Source organism: Embleya sp. NPDC050154 (assembly GCF_044460165.1).
Lineage (GTDB): Bacteria > Actinomycetota > Actinomycetes > Streptomycetales > Streptomycetaceae > Embleya.
In genome coordinates this window covers 1-17,464 of the sequence record NZ_JBITJP010000016.1, presented here as the reverse complement: position 1 = coordinate 17,464, position 17,464 = coordinate 1, and the positions used below count along the sequence as shown (strand labels likewise).

The following is a 17,464-nucleotide window of genomic DNA, read 5'->3' as shown; positions in this document are numbered from 1 at the left end:
TTGCCGATTACCAATTTCGCACCACCCGGTGACCACTCCACAGGCATGACTGTCCGCCTCGAGTCAAGTCTGCCGTCCGGCTCCGCCTCGCACGCGGGCGCCGACACTTGCGAGCCCGTTCCCGGACTTCCAACAATGGCGGCCCGCCGGCGTCCGACAGCCCCGGAAACAGGACGCTACGCCGAAACCAAGTGAGGTCACGCATGCGGAAGCACCGTAGAACGCGATACAAAAAGAAGATGGCCATAGCCGCCGCCACCCTGGGCATCATCGGCGTACCCACCGCCGCCATGGCCTGCATAGCCCAAGGCCCGGGCGCGTCGAAGAACGTCGCGGGCGCGACGAGGAACGTCGGCAACCAGAGCACGCACCCCTCCTCCAGCCGGTCCCTCCCCGGCACACCGGTCCCCAGTTGGACGGACAGTGCGGCCGATCCGGCCGGGGGAACCCAGCCGACCGCGAAGACCACTCACACTCCGCACTGGCGCAAGCCCACCTGGACGACCAAGCCCCACACCGCGACGACACCGACACAGCCTGCCCCGACCCGGCCGACGAACCCGGTCGGCAAGCCGACCACCGAGGCAAGCAAGCCCCCCACCCCGACGAAGCCGACCGCGCCGGCCGATACGCAAAGGCCGACCGCGCCGGCCGATACGCAGAGGCCGACCGCGCCGGCCGACACGCAGAGGCCGACCACCCCGGCCGACACGCAGAAGCCGACCACGCCGGCTGAGACGCAGAAGCCGACTACCCCGACTGACACGCAGAAGCCGACCACCCCGGCCGTTCCGCCCTCGGGTCCCGCCGCCGAGGTGGTGAGTCTCGTCAATCAGGAGCGCGCCAAGGCAGGATGCTCGGCACTCACCGTCAACACGAAACTGACGGCCACCGCCCTGCAACACAGCCAGGACATGGCCGCCCACGCCAACATGTCGCACACCGGCTCCGACGGCTCCGACCCGGGCGAGCGCATCACCCGCGCCGGCTACAGCTGGACGACCTACGGCGAAAACATCGCCCACGGCTACAGCACGCCCCAGCAGGTCATGACCGGCTGGATGAACAGCCCCGGGCACAGGCAGAACATCCTCAACTGCGCCTTCAAGGAGATCGGCGTCGGCCTCGCGGGCCCGAACTCCTACTGGACGCAGAACTTCGGCACGGCCCGCTGACACCGCCGGTCCGCCAACACCGCCGGCCGGTTCCCAACTCCCACAGCGCCGGCCGGCGGACGCGGATCGCCCACGGCACGCACCGCGGCGCGCCGCGCCTCCCCGGCGCCCCACCCCCGCCCGGCACGCCGCTCCCGGACCTCGGGCCGGGAACCACGGAAGTCCCATGTCTGCCACGGCTTGGTCGGGATGAGCCGATTCGGCGCGGCAGGTCCTCCGAGGGCCGCCACAGGACGTCGGCGGGCGGGCGCGCGATGAAGAGCCCCGTGGGGACGGCGATGACGATCCAGACGTCGGCCGTCTTCGGACGGCGGCACGTCCGTGGCGGGTGGTGGAGCGTGATGGTCGATGGTCGATGGTCGATGCGGGAGTGCGGGGCGGCGCGATACGCCAGGCGCCAACCCGAACGACGGTGGGCGGTCGGCGAGTTCATGCGGGCCCTGGCGGGCCGCCATGCGAGCACCCGCCCCGACACGCTCGACAGCGGTCAGTCCTGACCGGGCGGCGCGGTGACCGTTTGCCGAAGGAGCCGCAGGAACCTCGCGTCGGTGAGGAGCAGCAGTGGTCGTCCCTGTGTGGTGCACTCGGCGGCCTGCCACTCGCGCGTCCAGGTGGCGGGGTCCGCGTCGGTCCGGTCGCGCAGCACGTCGACGCAGAATCCCTCGAGGGGCAGCGTCCGGCGCAGCAGCAGCGGTGACGCCGCGAAGGGGTACACGGCCAGTTGTCTCTTGGACAGTCCGAGGTGGCCTTCGGGCGGCTTGGGAAAGGAGGGTCCGGAGCCCGGATCCCCGATGGCGTAGCCGCGGGCCTGCACCTCGTGTCCCTGGTCGAAGGCGGTCAGCTGTTTGGCCCAGTGTTTGTCCTCGTCGATCTCGAGAAACCTTCCGAGCGTCGCGGCGAGTAGCCACCCGACCAGTTCTTCCACCGGCGTTCCCTTCCCCCGACCAGGTTCGCCACTGTAACTCGCAGGACCCGCAGGGACATCGGAGAGTCGTACGGTGCGGACGCGAGACGGCCGTCGGCGACGTCCGGACGTAAGTGGAAGGCGAGCCGGAGCCGCCCACGCGGGAAGTCCCGGACGCAAGGCCGAGGTTCCCTCGTCCTATCCAACCCGGGTCACACGAAGCGACCGCACGCCGTGCGGGTGACGCACACCTCGCGGTGTGTCGCCGCGTGTCCGGTCGACGCATTGCCGACCGACGCGTGTCGTGTCGGGGTGGAACGGCCGTGGCATGGCGGCCCCATGGCGGATCGTGTCGGGTCGGCTGACGCCGCCGTGGGGTGGCGGGGCGTCCGCGGCGGGCCGATGCCCGTGTCGTGTCGTGTCGGGTGAACCCGTCACGTCGTGGAATCCGCTGCGCCGGCTGCGGATCCGCCATCACGCCACGTCGGCCGTCCCAGACGGCGACACTTCCGTGGCGGGCGGGAGTTCGGATCGTGTCGCTGTGCTGCCCGGAGGACGCGTGGGGCGAAGTAGCGGGTGACGTGCGCGGCACCGTGCGACGGCGCGGGGGCGGTGCACCTCCGCCGTGACGTGCGCGGCTCCCTGCGTCCGCGCGGGCACGGTGTACCTCCGCGCCCCGCTCAACGGCCCTCCCTCGGCGCCCCGGGGCGGCGGTGACCTGCGAGGGTAACGAGAAGCGTTACCCGGGGTAACACGCTTTACCCGCCTGCGTGTCGGGCGCGTCGGCACGAAACAGCATGTGCGGAAGGCGATGTGGCTCGGCGGGCGCAGCGGAGCCGGAGTTGAAAGGAAACCCGAGGCAACGCGGCGGCCCGGCCTACGCGGTCGGCGGAGACGACCCATGCCTTGAAGCCCGCCTTCACGATGGTGTCACGCCTCAACTCGACCGCGAACTCCAACTCGATCGGCCCACCGCGAACTCCACCGCCCGTGCCCCCGCCCCGGTCGCCTGCGCCGCGGCTGCCGGCAACTCGTCCTGCAACGCGGCCACGGCGTCCGCCAGTTCGATCTCCACGACGATCCCCCTCGTGACACTGCCAGGAAGGCACAACGGTGGAACCGGGCCGCGTGGCGTGTCCGGCGAAGACCCGCACCGGTACACACCCGCGACACCCGGGCCCACAAGGATGTCGGGGCCCGAGGATCCGGCGCGGTCACCCGTTGCCGAACCGCGTCCACACACGTAGGTGAGTGCCCCGGTCAGTGGGCCACTGCGGTCATGTGGTCGAGGTGGTGGGTGGCGACGTCGTGGGCGGCTTGGACGAAGGCGGCGACGGCTGCGGATCGCGAGGTCTCCGGCCAGGCGACCATGACCGCGCTGGGGCTGAGGCCGGTGACAGGCCGGTATGCGATGTCCGGGCGCTGGTGCCGCTTGGTGGTGGAGAGTGACAGGAACGCCACCGCCTGGCCCAGCGCGACCACCTCCAGGAGTTGCTCGACGCTCGCCACGAGCGGCCCCTCAGGAGTGTCGGCCGGCGCCAGGCCTGTGTGGCCATCGCCTGCTTCCGCTCCGTCGCATCCTGTGTAGTAGGCGGTGGTGGAGGGGGCGGCCCCTTTCCAGCGTGGGATCGGTTCGCCCCTGAGGTCGGTCAGCCGCAGTCGCCGGCGTCCGGTCAGGCGGTGCGCGGCGGGGAGAACGGCCAGTCGCGGCTCGACCACGAGCGTCTGGGTATCCAGCCCTCGATCGTCGAACGGGCTGCGCAGCAGCGCTACATCGGCACGGCCGTCCCGCAGCATGGCGATCGGCTCTCCGCTGCCGCCGACGACGACTTCAGGCGGCGGCAGATGCGAACCCGTTCCCCGATAGGCGGCGAGAATCTCCCGCAACAGCCCGGCATCGCCTCCCGGCTTGACCGCCACGACGAGCTGGGGTGTCGGCTGACCGGCCCGGCGTGCACGCCGGGCCGCCGCCTGCACCGCGTCGACCGCGATCCGAGCCTGGTCGAGCAGCACCTGACCGGCGGTGGTCAGCCTCACCTGCCGGGTCGTGCGCTCCAGCAGGCGTACACCGAGCCGGGATTCCATCCGAGCGATCGCCTTCGACAGCGGGGGCTGCGCCATCCCCAGGCGTTGCGCGGCCCGGCTGAAGTTCAGTTCCTCGGCGACCGCGATGAAGTACCTCAGCTCCCGCACCTCCAGCTCACTCATATCTGTGGACTATAGATCCAGAGTCTTCCGGTCTTTCCCTGCCGCTCGTGGATGAGGGGAGGCTGGGTGCCATGACGACTTCGCAGAAGACTGCTCTGATCACCGGCGCGAACAAGGGCATCGGCAAGGAAACGGCGCGCAGGCTCGCGGCCCTGGGCATCACCGTGCTGATCGGCGCCCGCAACGCCGAGCGTGGCGAGGCGGCGACCGAGGAGCTTCGCGCGGGCGGCGCCGACGTACGGTTCGTTCCGCTGGACGTCACCGACGAGACCTCAATCCAGGCCGCCGCCAAGCACATCGACGCCACGTTCGGCCGCCTCGACATCCTCGTCAACAACGCCGCGATCGCCGCCGGACCGCAAAAACCGAGTGAAACCCCGGCCGCCACCGTCCGGCAGGTCTACGAAACCAACGTATTCGGCGTCATCGCGGTGACCCACGCCATGCTCCCCCTGCTGCGTCGCTCCGCGGCCGCACGCATCGTCAACATGTCCAGCGAACTCGGCTCCCTCACCCACCTGGCCGACCCGGGCAGCCCGTGGTCCGCCTACTCCTCGATCCTCCTCCCTTACTGCACCTCGAAGAGCGCGCTGAACGCGATCACCGTGCTCTACGCCGATGAACTGCGCGCCGAAGGAATCCTGGTCAACGCGGTGAGTCCCGGCTACTGCGCGACCGACCTCAACCGCCACACCGGGATACGCACGGCGGAGGAGGGCGCGGCCGTCGCGGTTGACCTGGCGACGGCGGGCGAGGATGGCCCGACGGGCGCCCTTCTGGCCGAGGACGGGCCGATTCCCTGGTGAGAAGAGCCGCGCCGTCTCCGCCCGAAGCCTGCCGGGGTGTTTTTCAACCCCCGCCGTGACGATCACTGACCTCTTGCGCGGCGCCCACTCCCACAGGCCTGACCGGCTGCGGATACTGCCGTCGCGAGCGAGGGTGTACTTCGTCCCCGTGCTGGGACCGTTCGGGCATGTCGGCGCGGGCTTGGTCCGGCGGAAGTCGACTCGCGGTCCGGAGGGTCGGCGGTGTTTTCCCATCGGAGAAGGCGCTGCGTGACCTGCGTCGGCGGATCGGCATCGCCCCGTTGAAGGCGCTGTTCGAGACGCCGGCGGTCCCGCTCGCTCGGCCCACACGCAGTGTCGGTCGGGGTACGAACTGCCGGCGCCGATCTCGCCGCCTGCGGTCCGGACCGGCCCCCCAACAGTCGTCGGCCGGACTACGATCCAGATTCAAGCCTGCTGAATCCTTGGAGAAGACGCATGGGTGATGTGAGCACCGGCGCTGAGACCGACACCAGCACCAGCGCCAACAAAGTGGTCGTGAACAGGGCGATGTCGTTGGACGGCTTCATCGCCGGTCCCGGCCACGCGATGGACTGGATCTTCGAGCACCTGTCCGACGACATGTTCCCGGAGGTCATGGCGGCCACGGGAGCCATGCTTGTCGGGCGGGGCACGTACGACGTCGCCAAGGGCATGTCCGACGAGGACACCGCCTACGACGGCGGACCACAGTTCGTCCTGACGCACAAACCTCCCACCGAGCCGGACCCCACCGTCACGTTCCTCACCTGTGACATCGAGGAGGCCGTCGCCACGGCCCGCAGTGCCGCGGGCGGCGGGAACCTGGAGATCCTCGGTGCCGACGTCGCCGCCCAGTGCCTGCAGCGCGGACTCGTCGACGAGGTCCTGGTGTACGTCCTGCCGGTCCTGCTCGGCGACGGTGTCCGCTTCTCACCCCCGGGCCTCGGCAGGATCGACCTGGAACCTTTCAGCACCATCAGGTCGGGCGCCGTGACGATGCTCCGCTTCCGCGTCCGCAAGGAGACAACCGATTCCGGGAGTTGACACCAACATCCGCGGCCGACTGCTCCCTACTGGGGCCCGACGCGCGGAACCGCTCCGGCGCAGCGTCCGATTCCCGGCGTTCATGGACGTTGATCCGGCCCGGCTCCAGCAGCAGGGCTCCAGCAGCCCGGCTCCAGCAGCCCGGCTCCAGCAGCCGGGCTCCAGCAGATCGGCGCTCAGCGTGAAATCCACGCAGCCGGGGCGGCGCGGGCGGTTCCGATGACTTCGACATCCGGCGTCCTTGCGACGCGAAGTCGGATGGTCGGTGAGAACCACGACCCGCCGTCGAAGCCGTCCTACCAGCCGTGGACCGCAAACGGTTCGCCCCTGCGAGGGCGTTGAGTCCGCTTCCTGTGGGTGGTGCCTTGGTCGTGAGGACCGGAGCGGGGTCGGATATTCGGTGTTCTGCGCGGCCCGTGAGGACGCACGATGGTGCGCATGACTTTGGCCACTCCCTCGCTGCACACCGCTCGCCTGCGACTGCGACCCTTCACCGACGCCGATGCGGATCTCCTCTTCGCGCTGCACAGCAGCACCCTCGTGATGCGCTTCTGGGATTCCGCACCGTGGATCGAACGGGCCCGCGCTGACCGCTTCATCGCTATGTGCCGGAAGATAGCGGACGAAGGCGCCGGGGCGCGGGTGGCCATCGACCGTGCTTCTGACGGGGCGTTCGTCGGCTGGTGCGGTCTGACCAACTGGAATCCGGACTTCCGCAGCGCGTCGTTGGGGTACTGCCTCGACGATGCTGTGTGGGGCCACGGCTACGCGACGGAAGCCGCGCACGCCTTGCTGCAGTGGGCATTCGACACACTGGACCTGAATAGAGTTCAGGCCGAGACCGATACGCGCAACGTGGCATCTGCCCGGGTCCTGGAGAAGATCGGATTCGTGCGTGAAGGGACGCTGCGGGAAGAATGCATCGTGAACGGCGAGGTATCCGACACGTGGGTGTTCGGGTTGATCAGGCGAGAGTGGCGGCCGCCGACCGTGCCGATCCCAGCCCGCTGAGAGGCCGTTACATCCGTCTCTGGTACAGGCCGCGTCCGGGCTGAGTGAGGACGCCTTGGCGGGCGAAGCGGCCGAAGCGGCCGAGGCGGGAGCGGGTGATGTTCACCGTGGCGTTCGCCCAGCAGGATCGCGTCGTCCTCGCGGTCGAGGATGAGCGTGACGTCGATGACGAGCGGGCGTGGCGCGGGAGTGTCCGCCGACTGTGGGTGGGGATAGGAGAGGCGACGGGTTCTTCGGTCTCCGACGTGGTTGTCGGGACGATCGAGGTGGTCGTTCGGGGATATTTCCAGGTCGCCTCTCCTTTCCCGAACAGGGCGCGGCTACACGGCCGTTGTGCTCTGCGGGGCCGGTGGAATCGTCGTGCTCCACCGACCGCGGGAGATGTTCATGGTGCCGTCGGGGGCGATGGTCACACCGGCCCCGTACTCCGGGAGCCCTCCGTCGGAGAGCCAGCGGTGGCGGATGTCGTCCAGGGCGTCCCACAGGCGTCGTGGGCCGGCTTGGTGGACAGTGGGGGCTTCGCCGCGTCGGCCGGTGGCTCGTGCCCACGAGCCGTCCTCGTGGACCATGACCGCGGTGCGTACGCCGTCGGTGTCCTCGTCGTAGCCGTGTTCGATGCCGGGGGCCGCGAGTGCGAGAGCGGATCTCAGTTCCCAGGACTCGTCGACGCGGACGACGGGGTATCGGCCGGTGGTGACGTCGTCGGCGTCGGCGGTCCAGGCGGGGCCGGTGTCGGGTAGGGGCGGGTAGTCGTGGCCGGTGCGTGTCGCCATGAAGCCCGCGCGGTCGGGGAGGACTTGGCCTTTGGCCCCTCCGTCGGGGGTTTTGTCGGCGGCGACGATCAGACCGGTTCCGGCCAGGTTGGTGACCAGTCGGCCGCCCTCCTTGAGGTTGGCGAGCCAACTCGAGGGGATGCCGGGCAGGCCGACCGTGGACACGATGCGGTCGTGGCGGCCGGGCAGGGGCCCGGTGATGTCGCACACGAGCATCGTGGGGGCGGCTCCCACCAAGGCGAGCCGGCCCCGGGCCGCGTCGACCAGGTGCGGATCCACGTCGACGCTCGTGACGTGACCCTCGCCCAGGCGCCGAGTGAGCAGGGCCGTGCCGTAGCCGGTGCCGGTCACGCACAGGACGTCGTTCCCGTCGTCGATCAGGGCGTGGCGGTACATCGCCACGACCAGGGTCGGCAGTGTGGAAGACGAGGTGGGAAGACCCGTGGGGTGGTCGTCTTCGGCGGCGTGGTCGGCGTGCAGGGGGCCGATGCGTGTGACGAACGTGCGGTCCTGGTACAGGCGCGGCCACAGGTCGGGGTGTGCGGCACCGTCGCGCAGGGTCCATCCCCGGTCGGGGATGTGCTGCCACCAGCGAGGCGCGAATACGTGGCGGGGTGTGCAGGCGATCGGCTGGTGCCAGCGCGAGGAGGGGCGCGTCACCCGTTCGGCCAGTGTCGCGGCGTGGGGTCGCCAGTTCATGTGGTCCTCTTTCCATGCGACGGCCCGAACGGGTCGATGCCGGGCGACGGTTGGCAGGAGTCTTCGTTGGATGTGCACGTCTGGGGCACGCACGCTTCGCCGCCCGGGGCGTCGAACGGGTCGATGCCGGGCGAGGGTTGGCAGGAGTCTTCCTTGGGCGTGCAGGTCTCGGGCGCGCAGGCATTCGCGCGCGGCGGCGGAGCGCGTTCGGCGATGGCCTGCCAAGGCCGGCTGTGGAGGATCGTGGTAAGGGGTGAGGTGTGCACGTTGCCGCCGTTGCCGAGCCCGGCGGACATGGTGCAGCCTGCGACGGTTCCGTCGGGCAGGGCCGCGGCTTGTCGCCGGGTGCAGGGTCCGCACAGTTGGGACGCGACGTCGGTGTCGCCTTCGGCGGCGCGGCCGATGGCACGTTGATGGTCGATGCCGATGCTTTGCAAGCCCATGGCGCGCAGCATCGCCTCGGCCTGGGCGATCCGTTGGTCGTCGCGGGTCCTGATGATGCCCACGCGCAGGGGGATGGCGAGGCGGAGGGCCTTCGCGATGTTGTCGACGATCTTCCCGTGGGATCCGTGGTGGGTGATCGCCCGGTGTTCGGCGGGGTCGTCGCTGTGGAAACTCGTCGCCAGGGTTACGCCGCGCCTGCGGAGCACCGGCCACATTCGCTTGCGGACGTGGATGAGGTTGCTGAAGATTTCGGTCGTCAGACCCAGGTCGAGAGCGTGGTCCACCAGTTCGGGCAGGTCGGAGTGGAGCAGGGGTTCGCCGCCGATGAGTTGGATCTGTTGCACGCCCATCTCGGCGGCCTGGTCCAAGACGTTCAGCCAGTCCTCGCGGGTCATGTCGCCCGAGGTTCCGCTCGGTCCGGACGAGTTGTAGCAGTGGCCGCAGCCGGCCTGACATCGGCGGGTGATGTCGAGCCAGAGAAAGCGGAGTCCGTGTTCGGCGGTGTGGGTCGGGCATTCCACAACGGTTGCCATGGTGCGCTCCTGCCTTTCGGGGGTGATGGGTTCGATGACCCATGCCCCGGGTTCAGACTCTCGCTTCGGGGACCGGTTCGTGGTGGTTTCGGCAAGCGGGGCGGCGGCCGGGCCGGAGTGCACTTGTCGTGCCCCTTCGACCCCGCGGTGTCAGGGCGACGGCGCCGGTTACGGCGAGAGGGCCGATGCGCGGTCGGCGGGTGGGCGTCACGTGTGGGCTCGCATCAGCAGGTCGAGGACGAAGGGCAGGTGATCGGAGGCTTCTTGCGCGGCCGGGGAGTCGTCGGTCCAGGCGTTTTCGACCCAGTCGGCAATGTCCTGGGCCACGAGGCCGTAGACCACCGGTCTGCGTTGGGGCTCGTCCGGGGACCAATGGCCGACGGTCACGGGGTGGGGGATGCCGAGAATGTCGTAGGGGTCGCGGAATCCCGCCGATGTCAGCTCGGCGATGGCGCGATGGTCGTCTCCGGACCACCGGCGCACCAGCCGATCCGCGAAGCGGTTGCCTCGGGCGGAGCGATGTCGTGACCACAGGTGGCGCGGCATCAGGCTCCAGTCGAGGCGGCCCCGGTGCAGGGGGCGGGTGTTGAGGTCCCCCAGGAGGACGGTGCGGTGGCCAGTGCCGCCGGCCTCGGTGAACCAGCCGACCTCTTCGAGTCGTTTGGCCGGGCTGAACGGGCCCAGGTGGGTGTGGAGCACGGTGAACGCGATCCCGCCCGTGGTCTCGAACTCGGCCTTCACCAAGCGGTGATGGGCGGTCCCCTGGTCGGCACGGGGGTCGTACGCCGTTGGCCGCAGCCGGGTGGGGTCGTAGAACATCGCCAGGTGGCAGCGGTGGCTGTCGGACAACGCGAGCGGGGCCGCGACCAGGCCCAAGGCGTTCGCGAACGCGTACATCGTCCTGCCCATGCCGGCGTCCCACTCCTTGGCCTCCTGTATGCACAGGAGCGTGGGGGACATGACCCGGAGCAGCTCGATCTGGGCCGCGAGTCGGTCGCCGCCGCCGTCGCGGATGTTGTACGAGACGCAGCGAATCGGCTCCGGTGCACGTGGTTGCGCGTTCACTGTGCCTCCACTGGGGCCGGTGGGGTGTGGCCGGGCCATTCGCGGATGAGGGACGCCACGGCTGCGGCGGCCTCCTCGGCGGTGAGTTCGTCGGTGTCGACGACCGGGCCGGGGAAGAGTTCGGCGATCCGGGCCTGGGCCTGTAGGCGTTCGGTCAGGGCCGGGGTGGAGGCCACGAGGTGCAGGTAGCGCGCGGACGGGTCGGCGGCGGTGCGCATACGGCGGCGTGCCACGTTCGGGCTCACGCGCAGGTGGATCGTCAGGTGCGCGGGTGGAAGGTGGTCACGGATGTGGGCGACCCGGTTGCTGGGGTCGTCGGTGTCCCAGGCGAGATCGGTGCACAGGGCCGCCATCGCGGTTGCGGTGTAGCCGGCCATCACCACGGTGTCGTACGTGAGCAGTTCCTGGTCTTCCGCCGCGCAGGTCAGGGCCGCCTGCCAGATCCGGGTGCGGGCGGTGGGGCTGAGCAGGCTGTGATCCCAGGCCAGTTCCGTGAACCGGGGGTCGGGGCACGCCATGGTCGTGATGCCCAGAGCCCTCCCGACGCGGGTGGCGACCGAGGTCACGCCGGAGGCGGGGCCGCCCTCGATGGCGATCAGCCGTCGGCGGCGCCGATTGAATCCGTGGTGGGGCCAGGAGGCTGCCGAGGCGGTGGTGCTCGCGGGTTTCCCGCTGGTCACGATCATGCCGAGAGTCCGAGTTCTTCGGGGGTGAAGCCCGCGGCCGCCAGTGAGTCCCGCAACTCCCGGAAGAAGTGCAGGGCTTCCGGCTTCGTCAGGTGACGGGGCTCGGACAGGATCATGTGTTGGCCCGAGGCGTCGAACATGTTGTGCCGCCACGCCACCACGATGGGCCTGGCGGGGTGCGGGACGTACACGGCGTTGACCGAGTGGGCGAGTGGAAGGAACGGACGGAACGTCTCCCGAGGGACGAACTCCGGGTGCTCCGCGAGGTACGGCCGGGCCCCGGGGGCGCTCATCGTGTTCTCCCGCTCGGTGCCGGGAGCGGGGGCATGCCGAGCGTGGAGGCCACGGCCTCCCGTAAGCGGCGACTGCTCCCGGGCGGCACGAGCCTGGCCGCGACGTTCACCGCGTGGATGGCGGCTTGGATCAGTTCGTCGCCGTCGAGAGGCGTCGTCTCCAGCATGTCGGGGAGTCGGGCCAGGTATTCGGCGGTGACCCGGCCCGCGGCGGCGACCGGAAACTCGCACAGCAGCCCGAGAACGGCCGCCTCGGCTTCCGCCGGGTTCAGGCTCAGCACCTCGGTGAGGCCGTGGATGGTTCCGCGGCCGGTGGGGACCGACACGTGGTACTGCTTGGCGTCGCCGGCGTGACGCCTGCCGTGCTTGGGATACTTGGAGATCCGCACGTCGGGTTCGACGGCGTTCGGGTGGCTCATGACGGGCCCCCGGGCGTCGGCAGGTTCGTCAGACCGAGAAGGACGAGCACGTTGAATCCGTCCGGTCGCAGGGCGGTCCACCTCTCCGACGCGCAGGCGTCGGAGGCGACCGGGCCGGTCGCGGCCATCTCCAGCAGGACCGCGAACCTGCCCTCGGTCAGGTACGGGGCGCCGTCACCGAGAACGGCGGTCAGGCCCTTGTTGTAGTGCCGCACGGCCTCGCGCAGCGCGTCGCAGGTGAGTTCGTGGCGTCCGAGCAGGGTGACGACATCGGCCAGGTTCGCCCCGAACGGCCCGTAGGCCGGCACCATTCCGCATCCCAGCAGCCACGGGATCCCCGACTCTTCGACACGCATGTCCATGGGCCCCATCGACCACACCACCGTTTCGGCGGGCAGGGCCAAGGCGGCTTCGACGCTGCCCGGGGGGATCAACGACCGGTCGGGGTGGTCGGCGGGCAGATGGGCGGCACACGTGAGGCCGGCGCGGCGCTGATCGGCGAACACCGGCAACTCCAGCGCGAGTTCGCGCGAACGGGCGAGCACTGCCGTGCTGTCGTTGATCGCTTCGACGGTGAGCGCGAGGCGAAACGCCCCGTCGAGGCGGCCGATCCCCTCGGCGCCCAGGTTCAGGGTGGTCGCGCCCACCATCACGGTGGGCGCCGCGGTGGTCCACTCGAAGGGCGCGAGGTTGCCCAGCCAGTCCTCACCGAACACGGACGACACCCGCGCCACACGCGCGTCGGACAAGGCGCCGCCGTCGGCCCATGCACGCAGGCGGGGGAGCAGGGCGAGGGTGGTGGCCAGGGGAGACCTCCTCGCCGCTCGGACATTCCTTCGGCCGGACTTCTCCGGCGGGTTGAGCTGGTTCATGACACTCCAGACGAATCACGGACTGATGGTTGGGACGGCGAACACCACGGCCGGGCCGGTGGCGGTGACGTTCGCCGGTTGCCCACCTCGGCCAAGGCGGACAACGGCCCGGCCTGCGCCGGCGGCATCCACGGATGGGACGGACGGGCACCGGCAGCGGGGGTGGCCGGGGAAACGGACGCGCGTCGGAACCGGACGCGCGGCTCGCGTGTGGTGCGGGCGATGCGGGCGAGGCGGGCGATGCGGGCGATCCTCAAGACCGCATCACCCGGCCGCGCCGTGCCCCAAAGGCCCTTCCCGGCCGGGGACTTGGCGCATCCTCACCCGGGGTGTGTGAGGAGCCCGCGACCCGTGCGCCCTGCATCGTCGGAGGGCGTCGGGTGCGGAAGTCGTTGCGGTGGCCACACGCGGATTTCGCGGTGCTGCCGCACATCCCGGCCGGGAAGGCCGGTGGTTGGCCGCCGGGAATGCTTTGGCCCATCCCCGGAGGCCGGGTCGTGTCGCGCGCCCCTCGGAAACGCGCGACACAGGAACGGGCAGGTACCGCCCGGGGTGAGCGGTACCGGCGATGACCGGCTCGTAGTCGGGGGGATGTTGAGACTGTCGGGCGCTTCGGTCGCCGGCTCACGACTCGCCGACCCAGGCCGGCTGCGCGAGGCAGCAATCGTTCCCCGTTTACGGGCAATCGAAGGCGACGCGAATGATCTTTTGCGAGGCGACGCCCGGCTCTCGGTCACGACGGAGCACGACGAACTGCCGAGTCAGCATCATGACCAGCGGCAGTCCACGGCCGTGCTCGTCATCATCGCCGGTCATCAGGTGAAGGCGCGGGGGTTTGTGCGGTGCTTCGTCCCCGACCTCGATGAGCAGAAGATCGTCACGCCGTATCCACTCCACCGTCACCATGCCCGAACCTACGTGGCTGACCGCGTTGGTCACCAACTCGGAAATCACCAGCACTGCGGCATTGGTCTGCTCGTCGTCCATGCGGGCCGCGTGGCATACGCCGCGAATGTGTACGCGGGCCAGCCCCGGCGCTTGCCGCGACATCGGCAGTTTGACCAAGGATGCAGGTTGGTCCGACAGTTCGAACTGGGTGGACATGGCGGGAACTCCCCTTGCTGAATGGTGCTCAGGGCATGTCGAAAAGCGGCAGACGGTGACTTACCGCGCCGATCGAGATGATCTTGCGTAGGCGGAGATGTGCACTCCGTCACGCGATTCAGGTTGGATCCAGCCAAAGGTGCCAGTCAAGCGCATGCCAGGCATTGCCGGGCATTGCCAAAACTTGCCGGCACAAGCGACCATCCAAGTACGCTCAAGCCGGCCCTCTGATGGGCACGCTAGGAGTGTTCGAGTGATGGGGGACTCCGTGGACGAACTGGCAGCCGACGGCGCACTCGCCAACGCCAAGAAGCTGGGTCAACTCCTGCGCACTCTTCGTAAGAAGCGAGGCTTGACGGCCGCACAGGCGGGCGCGGAAGTGGGTTGCCACGCCTCGCAGATCAGCCGCTACGAGACCGCCACCCGCGTAGTGGGCGTGGCACACTTCGAAAAGTTGATGGAGGTCTACCGCGTTACGGACGTCCAGCGCGACGAACTGGAAGTGCTCGCAGACCAGGCCCGGGACGCAGAGAAACCGTGGTGGTCCGACTACGGCGATGCCATCAACACGCGATACGCACGCCTACTCGACGCGGAGTCCACAGCCACGAGTTGCTTCGATTACCAAACGGTGCTCGTCACCGGGTTGCTCCAGACCGAGGGCTACACGAGGGCCGTGACGGCAGTCGGTTTCGGAGAGGTGGGCCCCAGCCAGGTTGACGCCTTGGTCGAGGTCCGAATGCGTCGTCAACAACGAGTCTTCACCCACGAGCGGCCGCTGGAACTCAGCGTTGTCCTGACCGAGGCGGCGCTGTGCTTCCGCGTTGGGGGCGCGAAGGTGCACCGGGCCCAACTCGTACGCCTGATCGAGGCACCGAAGAAGTATCCGAACATCACCGTCCGCATCATCCCGTTCGACGCCGGCGAAGATGGCACTCAAACAGGTGCCTTCAACATCTACCGCTGCCCGCCAGAGCCTGACGTCGGGTTCAGCGAATCAGTTTCCGGCGGCTCCGTGTTCAAATCGGGGCTGGATCTACGCCGAATGAACCGATTGTCCAAGACGCTGACGCGGGTGTCCCTGGAACCCGGACCAAGCGCTGACTTGATCCGGAAATACCTCTAGAGAAGGATGATCAAATGGAATCCATCCGTGCGACGACCACGGTAGAACCCACCTGGCGTACGAGCACCTACACTGGCAACACCGGGCAGTGTGTGGAGGTCGGACCGCTGCCGAGTGCCGTCGCCGTACGCGACACCAAGCGGCGGACCGGTCCCGTTCTCATGTTCCCCAGCAAGGCGTTCGAGCAAGCTGTGAGGGCTCTGGCGAACTAGCACGCCGTTGCCATCCGGAGTCCCGTGTGTGTCTGACGGTGACCCGAAGGCCGTGCAGGACGCGACAGCGAGGCCGCCCCCGGTGAGTGGGGGCGGCCTCATTTGCTTCACGGTAGTACTCGCGTCCGACCCGACAGGCACGGATCCGAGAGGTCGCAGCCGTGGCAACAGATGACTTTGGGTCGCCACTTCCTAGCTGATCGTGATTGACGCCCGTGTGCGTTGCCCGTACGTTGCGATAAGCCACACCCGTACGGCGCCCGAGGAGTTCGGAACGCCGTGACCAAGGGAGGGACCGACATGGGCGACCACGACGGCGGCAACGCTCCTCTCAAGCCACTGAAGCCGGGCCAAGCACCGCCCGTGCCGAGCGATCCCGACAAGCACCCCGACGGCAGCTCGCCCCCCGGGCCCGGCAGGCGCCGCAAGGACGACAAGTGACCTCGCTCGCTCGCGTCCTCGCGGACGCGGGCGGCCTTCCCTCCGGCTGGGAAACCGCATTCGAGACCGTCGATCGTGCGGTCTTCGTCCCCGATCGCGTCTGGGTCTGGGACGGCACGAGCGGCTATACCCTCGCCGACCGCAACGCGACCGGAGACCACGGCCGCGATGCCTGGAACCGAGCCGCCCACGGTGCGGACGTCCTTGTCACCCAGTGGGACGACGGCCACCACACCGGCGACGAACCAGGCGACACTCCCACCTCGTCCGCATCGGCCCCCGCCGCGGTCGCCCGGATGCTCGACGACCTCGATATCACCGGCGGCGAAAACGTCCTCGAGGTCGGCACGGGAACCGGTTACACCGCCGCGCTCCTGGCCGCGCGCGGCTGCCGCGTCACCACGATCGAGGTGGACGCCGAACTCGCCGACCAAGCCCGCAAGAACCTCGCCCGGGCCGGGTACCCCGACGTCGTCGTCATCGCCGGCGACGGTGCCCGAGGCCACCCCGCCGGCGGACCGTACGACCGAGTCCACGTCACCGCCGCAGTACGCGCCACACCTCCCGCGTGGCTCGAACAGACCCGCCCCGGCGGCCTCATTGTCATGCCCTGGGGCACCTACTACACCGGCTCCGACTGGACCACCGTCCTCACGGTCCACGACTCCCGCCATGCGAGCGGCCCCTTCACCGACCCCGTGGCCTTCATGAAGATCCGGGACCAGCGCCGCCGTTGGTCGGGAACAACCTTCCCGGACGACTGGATGGACAACGCACGCCAGTCCAAGCCCGATATCGAGATCGCCGACATCACCGGCGCACTGTACGAGCCCGTCGAGTTCGTCATCGGACTCCACGTCCCCGGCTGCATCCCTGCGCGCGTGGTCGACCCCGACGGCGTGAACCTGTGGCTCTACGGTGCCGACACCGGGGACGGCGAATCCATTGCGGTGGCCGCATTCGGAGACGGCTACACCCCCCAGGCGGTCCAAGCCGGACCCCGAGACCTGTGGACCGAGGTCCAGTCGGCCTACCACCGCTGGAACGACGCGGGGAAGCCGGCCGTCGACCGCTTCGGGCTCACCGTCACCGCGAGCGGAGATGTTCGGGTGGAGCAACGACCGTGGTACGAGACACCCGACCGCGAACTACCGTTTCGCCACTGACCAGGTGAGCGGTGTGGCCTCGGGTCGCCCCGCTCTCGTGGTCGACGTCCTCACACGCGTGAAGGATGACCTCGTATCGATGCCGGACGGGTCGGACCTCGACGTAGTGGACGCCCAAGCGGTCGGCGACTCGAACCGGACCGAGGAACTGCTCGACGGGCCGCCCGCAGCGCAAAGCGCCGCAGGCGAAGGATTCTGCCAGGTAGCGCATGGCTGAGAGAGTGGAAGACGTGGCCGACGGATGTGCCGGGCCGTTCGCCAACCGAAGCGCTCATCCGCCGACTTGAGCGCCGACCACACGAATTGTGCCTGTGCTTGAGTCGGCCGGATGAGTGGTTCGCCCTGCTTTCAGTCCCTCTCGTGCGAAATGACGGTGGTTCCGGCGCAGTGAGCTGACCCGGGTTTCGTAGAGTGTTGCGGTTGTTCAGGCGGTCTTCGTTTGTTGTTGCTGCGGGTACTGTCGGTACGCCTGCTCGTACTCGA

Annotated in this window: 21 protein-coding genes; 9 read left to right on the top strand and 12 right to left on the bottom strand. The window is 69.2% G+C overall.

Translation table 11 applies throughout. The annotated features are described in order from the left end of the window. Nucleotides 1–239 precede the first annotated feature (239 nt). Nucleotides 240–1,175, top strand: coding sequence for a CAP domain-containing protein (locus ACIBSV_RS30050; protein WP_395868494.1), 936 nt, complete (start codon nucleotides 240–242; stop codon nucleotides 1,173–1,175). A 487-nt stretch (nucleotides 1,176–1,662) separates the two neighbouring features. Here the strand turns inward: ACIBSV_RS30050 and ACIBSV_RS30045 are convergent, their stop codons facing one another. From ACIBSV_RS30045 to ACIBSV_RS30030, 4 genes are all read right to left on the bottom strand, one after another. After that, nucleotides 1,663–2,100 carry a hypothetical protein gene (locus ACIBSV_RS30045; protein WP_395868492.1) on the bottom strand — a complete coding sequence of 146 codons (438 nt, stop codon included), beginning with the start codon at nucleotides 2,098–2,100 and terminating at the stop codon, nucleotides 1,663–1,665. Between the two features lie 737 nt (nucleotides 2,101–2,837). Next, the gene (locus ACIBSV_RS30040) at nucleotides 2,838–3,020 is read right to left on the bottom strand and encodes a hypothetical protein (protein ID WP_395868490.1); all 183 of its coding nucleotides are present in this window, start codon (nucleotides 3,018–3,020) and stop codon (nucleotides 2,838–2,840) included. Next, complete coding sequence (locus ACIBSV_RS30035) at nucleotides 3,017–3,154, bottom strand: hypothetical protein (protein ID WP_395868488.1); 138 nt, start codon at nucleotides 3,152–3,154, stop codon at nucleotides 3,017–3,019. Before ACIBSV_RS30035 ends, ACIBSV_RS30040 begins: the two co-directional genes overlap by 4 nt. Before the next feature lie 185 nt (nucleotides 3,155–3,339). Next, entirely contained in the window at nucleotides 3,340–4,287 is a 948-nt protein-coding gene (locus ACIBSV_RS30030) for a LysR family transcriptional regulator (RefSeq protein WP_395868486.1), read from the bottom strand. A 71-nt stretch (nucleotides 4,288–4,358) separates the two neighbouring features. On the opposite strand from ACIBSV_RS30030, the gene ACIBSV_RS30025 reads away from it, so the two are divergent. The 3 genes from ACIBSV_RS30025 (at nucleotide 4,359) to ACIBSV_RS30015 (ending at nucleotide 7,148) form a co-directional block, all read left to right on the top strand. Further along, entirely contained in the window at nucleotides 4,359–5,093 is a 735-nt protein-coding gene (locus ACIBSV_RS30025; RefSeq protein ID WP_395868484.1) for an SDR family oxidoreductase, read from the top strand. Between the two features lie 456 nt (nucleotides 5,094–5,549). Next, on the top strand, nucleotides 5,550–6,137 hold the full coding sequence (locus ACIBSV_RS30020) for a dihydrofolate reductase family protein (protein WP_395868482.1): 588 nt from the start codon (nucleotides 5,550–5,552) through the stop codon (nucleotides 6,135–6,137). 438 nt (nucleotides 6,138–6,575) lie between these two features. Then, nucleotides 6,576–7,148: a GNAT family N-acetyltransferase gene (locus ACIBSV_RS30015; protein ID WP_395868873.1), complete on the top strand. Its 573-nt coding sequence runs from the start codon at nucleotides 6,576–6,578 to the stop codon at nucleotides 7,146–7,148. A gap of 320 nt (nucleotides 7,149–7,468) precedes the next feature. On the opposite strand, the gene ACIBSV_RS30010 is transcribed toward ACIBSV_RS30015, so the two are convergent. The 8 genes from ACIBSV_RS30010 to ACIBSV_RS29975 form a co-directional block, all read right to left on the bottom strand. After that, nucleotides 7,469–8,620, bottom strand: coding sequence for a protein-L-isoaspartate O-methyltransferase (locus ACIBSV_RS30010; protein WP_395868480.1), 1,152 nt, complete (start codon nucleotides 8,618–8,620; stop codon nucleotides 7,469–7,471). Continuing rightward, nucleotides 8,617–9,720 carry a radical SAM/SPASM domain-containing protein gene (locus ACIBSV_RS30005; protein WP_395868478.1) on the bottom strand — a complete coding sequence of 368 codons (1,104 nt, stop codon included), beginning with the start codon at nucleotides 9,718–9,720 and terminating at the stop codon, nucleotides 8,617–8,619. Before ACIBSV_RS30005 ends, ACIBSV_RS30010 begins: the two co-directional genes overlap by 4 nt. Before the next feature lie 84 nt (nucleotides 9,721–9,804). Next, nucleotides 9,805–10,662, bottom strand: coding sequence for an endonuclease/exonuclease/phosphatase family protein (locus tag ACIBSV_RS30000; protein WP_395868476.1), 858 nt, complete (start codon nucleotides 10,660–10,662; stop codon nucleotides 9,805–9,807). Then, nucleotides 10,659–11,348 carry a hypothetical protein gene (locus ACIBSV_RS29995; protein ID WP_395868474.1) on the bottom strand — a complete coding sequence of 230 codons (690 nt, stop codon included), beginning with the start codon at nucleotides 11,346–11,348 and terminating at the stop codon, nucleotides 10,659–10,661. Before ACIBSV_RS29995 ends, ACIBSV_RS30000 begins: the two co-directional genes overlap by 4 nt. Then, on the bottom strand, nucleotides 11,345–11,641 hold the full coding sequence (locus tag ACIBSV_RS29990) for a hypothetical protein (RefSeq protein WP_395868472.1): 297 nt from the start codon (nucleotides 11,639–11,641) through the stop codon (nucleotides 11,345–11,347). The genes ACIBSV_RS29995 and ACIBSV_RS29990 overlap by 4 nt, the downstream gene beginning before the upstream one ends. Next, complete coding sequence (locus tag ACIBSV_RS29985) at nucleotides 11,638–12,060, bottom strand: hypothetical protein (RefSeq protein ID WP_395868470.1); 423 nt, start codon at nucleotides 12,058–12,060, stop codon at nucleotides 11,638–11,640. The genes ACIBSV_RS29990 and ACIBSV_RS29985 overlap by 4 nt, the downstream gene beginning before the upstream one ends. Continuing rightward, a complete protein-coding gene (locus ACIBSV_RS29980) occupies nucleotides 12,057–12,932 on the bottom strand; it encodes a hypothetical protein (protein WP_395868468.1) in 876 nt (291 codons plus the stop codon). The genes ACIBSV_RS29985 and ACIBSV_RS29980 overlap by 4 nt, the downstream gene beginning before the upstream one ends. Before the next feature lie 675 nt (nucleotides 12,933–13,607). Then, nucleotides 13,608–14,036, bottom strand: coding sequence for an ATP-binding protein (locus ACIBSV_RS29975; RefSeq protein WP_395868466.1), 429 nt, complete (start codon nucleotides 14,034–14,036; stop codon nucleotides 13,608–13,610). 268 nt (nucleotides 14,037–14,304) lie between these two features. Here ACIBSV_RS29975 and ACIBSV_RS29970 point away from each other — a divergent pair, with 268 nt between their 5' ends. The 5 genes from ACIBSV_RS29970 to ACIBSV_RS29950 all read left to right on the top strand — a co-directional run bounded on the left by ACIBSV_RS29970 (nucleotide 14,305) and on the right by ACIBSV_RS29950 (nucleotide 17,198). Beyond that, complete coding sequence (locus ACIBSV_RS29970; protein ID WP_395868464.1) at nucleotides 14,305–15,162, top strand: helix-turn-helix domain-containing protein; 858 nt, start codon at nucleotides 14,305–14,307, stop codon at nucleotides 15,160–15,162. Nucleotides 15,163–15,176: 14 nt separating this feature from the next. After that, nucleotides 15,177–15,374, top strand: a complete 198-nt coding sequence (locus ACIBSV_RS29965; protein ID WP_395868461.1) for a DUF397 domain-containing protein — start codon at nucleotides 15,177–15,179, stop codon at nucleotides 15,372–15,374. A 279-nt stretch (nucleotides 15,375–15,653) separates the two neighbouring features. Then, on the top strand, nucleotides 15,654–15,815 hold the full coding sequence (locus ACIBSV_RS29960) for a hypothetical protein (RefSeq protein ID WP_395868459.1): 162 nt from the start codon (nucleotides 15,654–15,656) through the stop codon (nucleotides 15,813–15,815). Continuing rightward, complete coding sequence (locus tag ACIBSV_RS29955; protein WP_395868457.1) at nucleotides 15,812–16,981, top strand: methyltransferase domain-containing protein; 1,170 nt, start codon at nucleotides 15,812–15,814, stop codon at nucleotides 16,979–16,981. Before ACIBSV_RS29960 ends, ACIBSV_RS29955 begins: the two co-directional genes overlap by 4 nt. A 58-nt stretch (nucleotides 16,982–17,039) precedes the next feature. Further along, nucleotides 17,040–17,198 carry a hypothetical protein gene (locus ACIBSV_RS29950; protein ID WP_395868455.1) on the top strand — a complete coding sequence of 53 codons (159 nt, stop codon included), beginning with the start codon at nucleotides 17,040–17,042 and terminating at the stop codon, nucleotides 17,196–17,198. Nucleotides 17,199–17,464: the final 266 nt, after the last annotated feature.

What these genes read in the sequence shown, in the direction of transcription:
- ACIBSV_RS30050 (WP_395868494.1), top strand. Translation starts at nt 240, where the DNA reads ATGGCCATAGCCGCCGCCACCCTGGGCATCATCGGCGTACCCACCGCC.
- ACIBSV_RS29980 (WP_395868468.1), bottom strand. Translation starts at nt 12,932, where the DNA reads ATGAACCAGCTCAACCCGCCGGAGAAGTCCGGCCGAAGGAATGTCCGA.
- ACIBSV_RS30015 (WP_395868873.1), top strand. Translation starts at nt 6,576, where the DNA reads ATGACTTTGGCCACTCCCTCGCTGCACACCGCTCGCCTGCGACTGCGA.
- ACIBSV_RS29965 (WP_395868461.1), top strand. Translation starts at nt 15,177, where the DNA reads ATGGAATCCATCCGTGCGACGACCACGGTAGAACCCACCTGGCGTACG.
- ACIBSV_RS30010 (WP_395868480.1), bottom strand. Translation starts at nt 8,620, where the DNA reads ATGAACTGGCGACCCCACGCCGCGACACTGGCCGAACGGGTGACGCGC.
- ACIBSV_RS29995 (WP_395868474.1), bottom strand. Translation starts at nt 11,348, where the DNA reads ATGATCGTGACCAGCGGGAAACCCGCGAGCACCACCGCCTCGGCAGCC.
- ACIBSV_RS30030 (WP_395868486.1), bottom strand. Translation starts at nt 4,287, where the DNA reads ATGAGTGAGCTGGAGGTGCGGGAGCTGAGGTACTTCATCGCGGTCGCC.
- ACIBSV_RS29985 (WP_395868470.1), bottom strand. Translation starts at nt 12,060, where the DNA reads ATGAGCCACCCGAACGCCGTCGAACCCGACGTGCGGATCTCCAAGTAT.
- ACIBSV_RS29990 (WP_395868472.1), bottom strand. Translation starts at nt 11,641, where the DNA reads ATGAGCGCCCCCGGGGCCCGGCCGTACCTCGCGGAGCACCCGGAGTTC.
- ACIBSV_RS30025 (WP_395868484.1), top strand. Translation starts at nt 4,359, where the DNA reads ATGACGACTTCGCAGAAGACTGCTCTGATCACCGGCGCGAACAAGGGC.
- ACIBSV_RS29975 (WP_395868466.1), bottom strand. Translation starts at nt 14,036, where the DNA reads ATGTCCACCCAGTTCGAACTGTCGGACCAACCTGCATCCTTGGTCAAA.
- ACIBSV_RS30020 (WP_395868482.1), top strand. Translation starts at nt 5,550, where the DNA reads ATGGGTGATGTGAGCACCGGCGCTGAGACCGACACCAGCACCAGCGCC.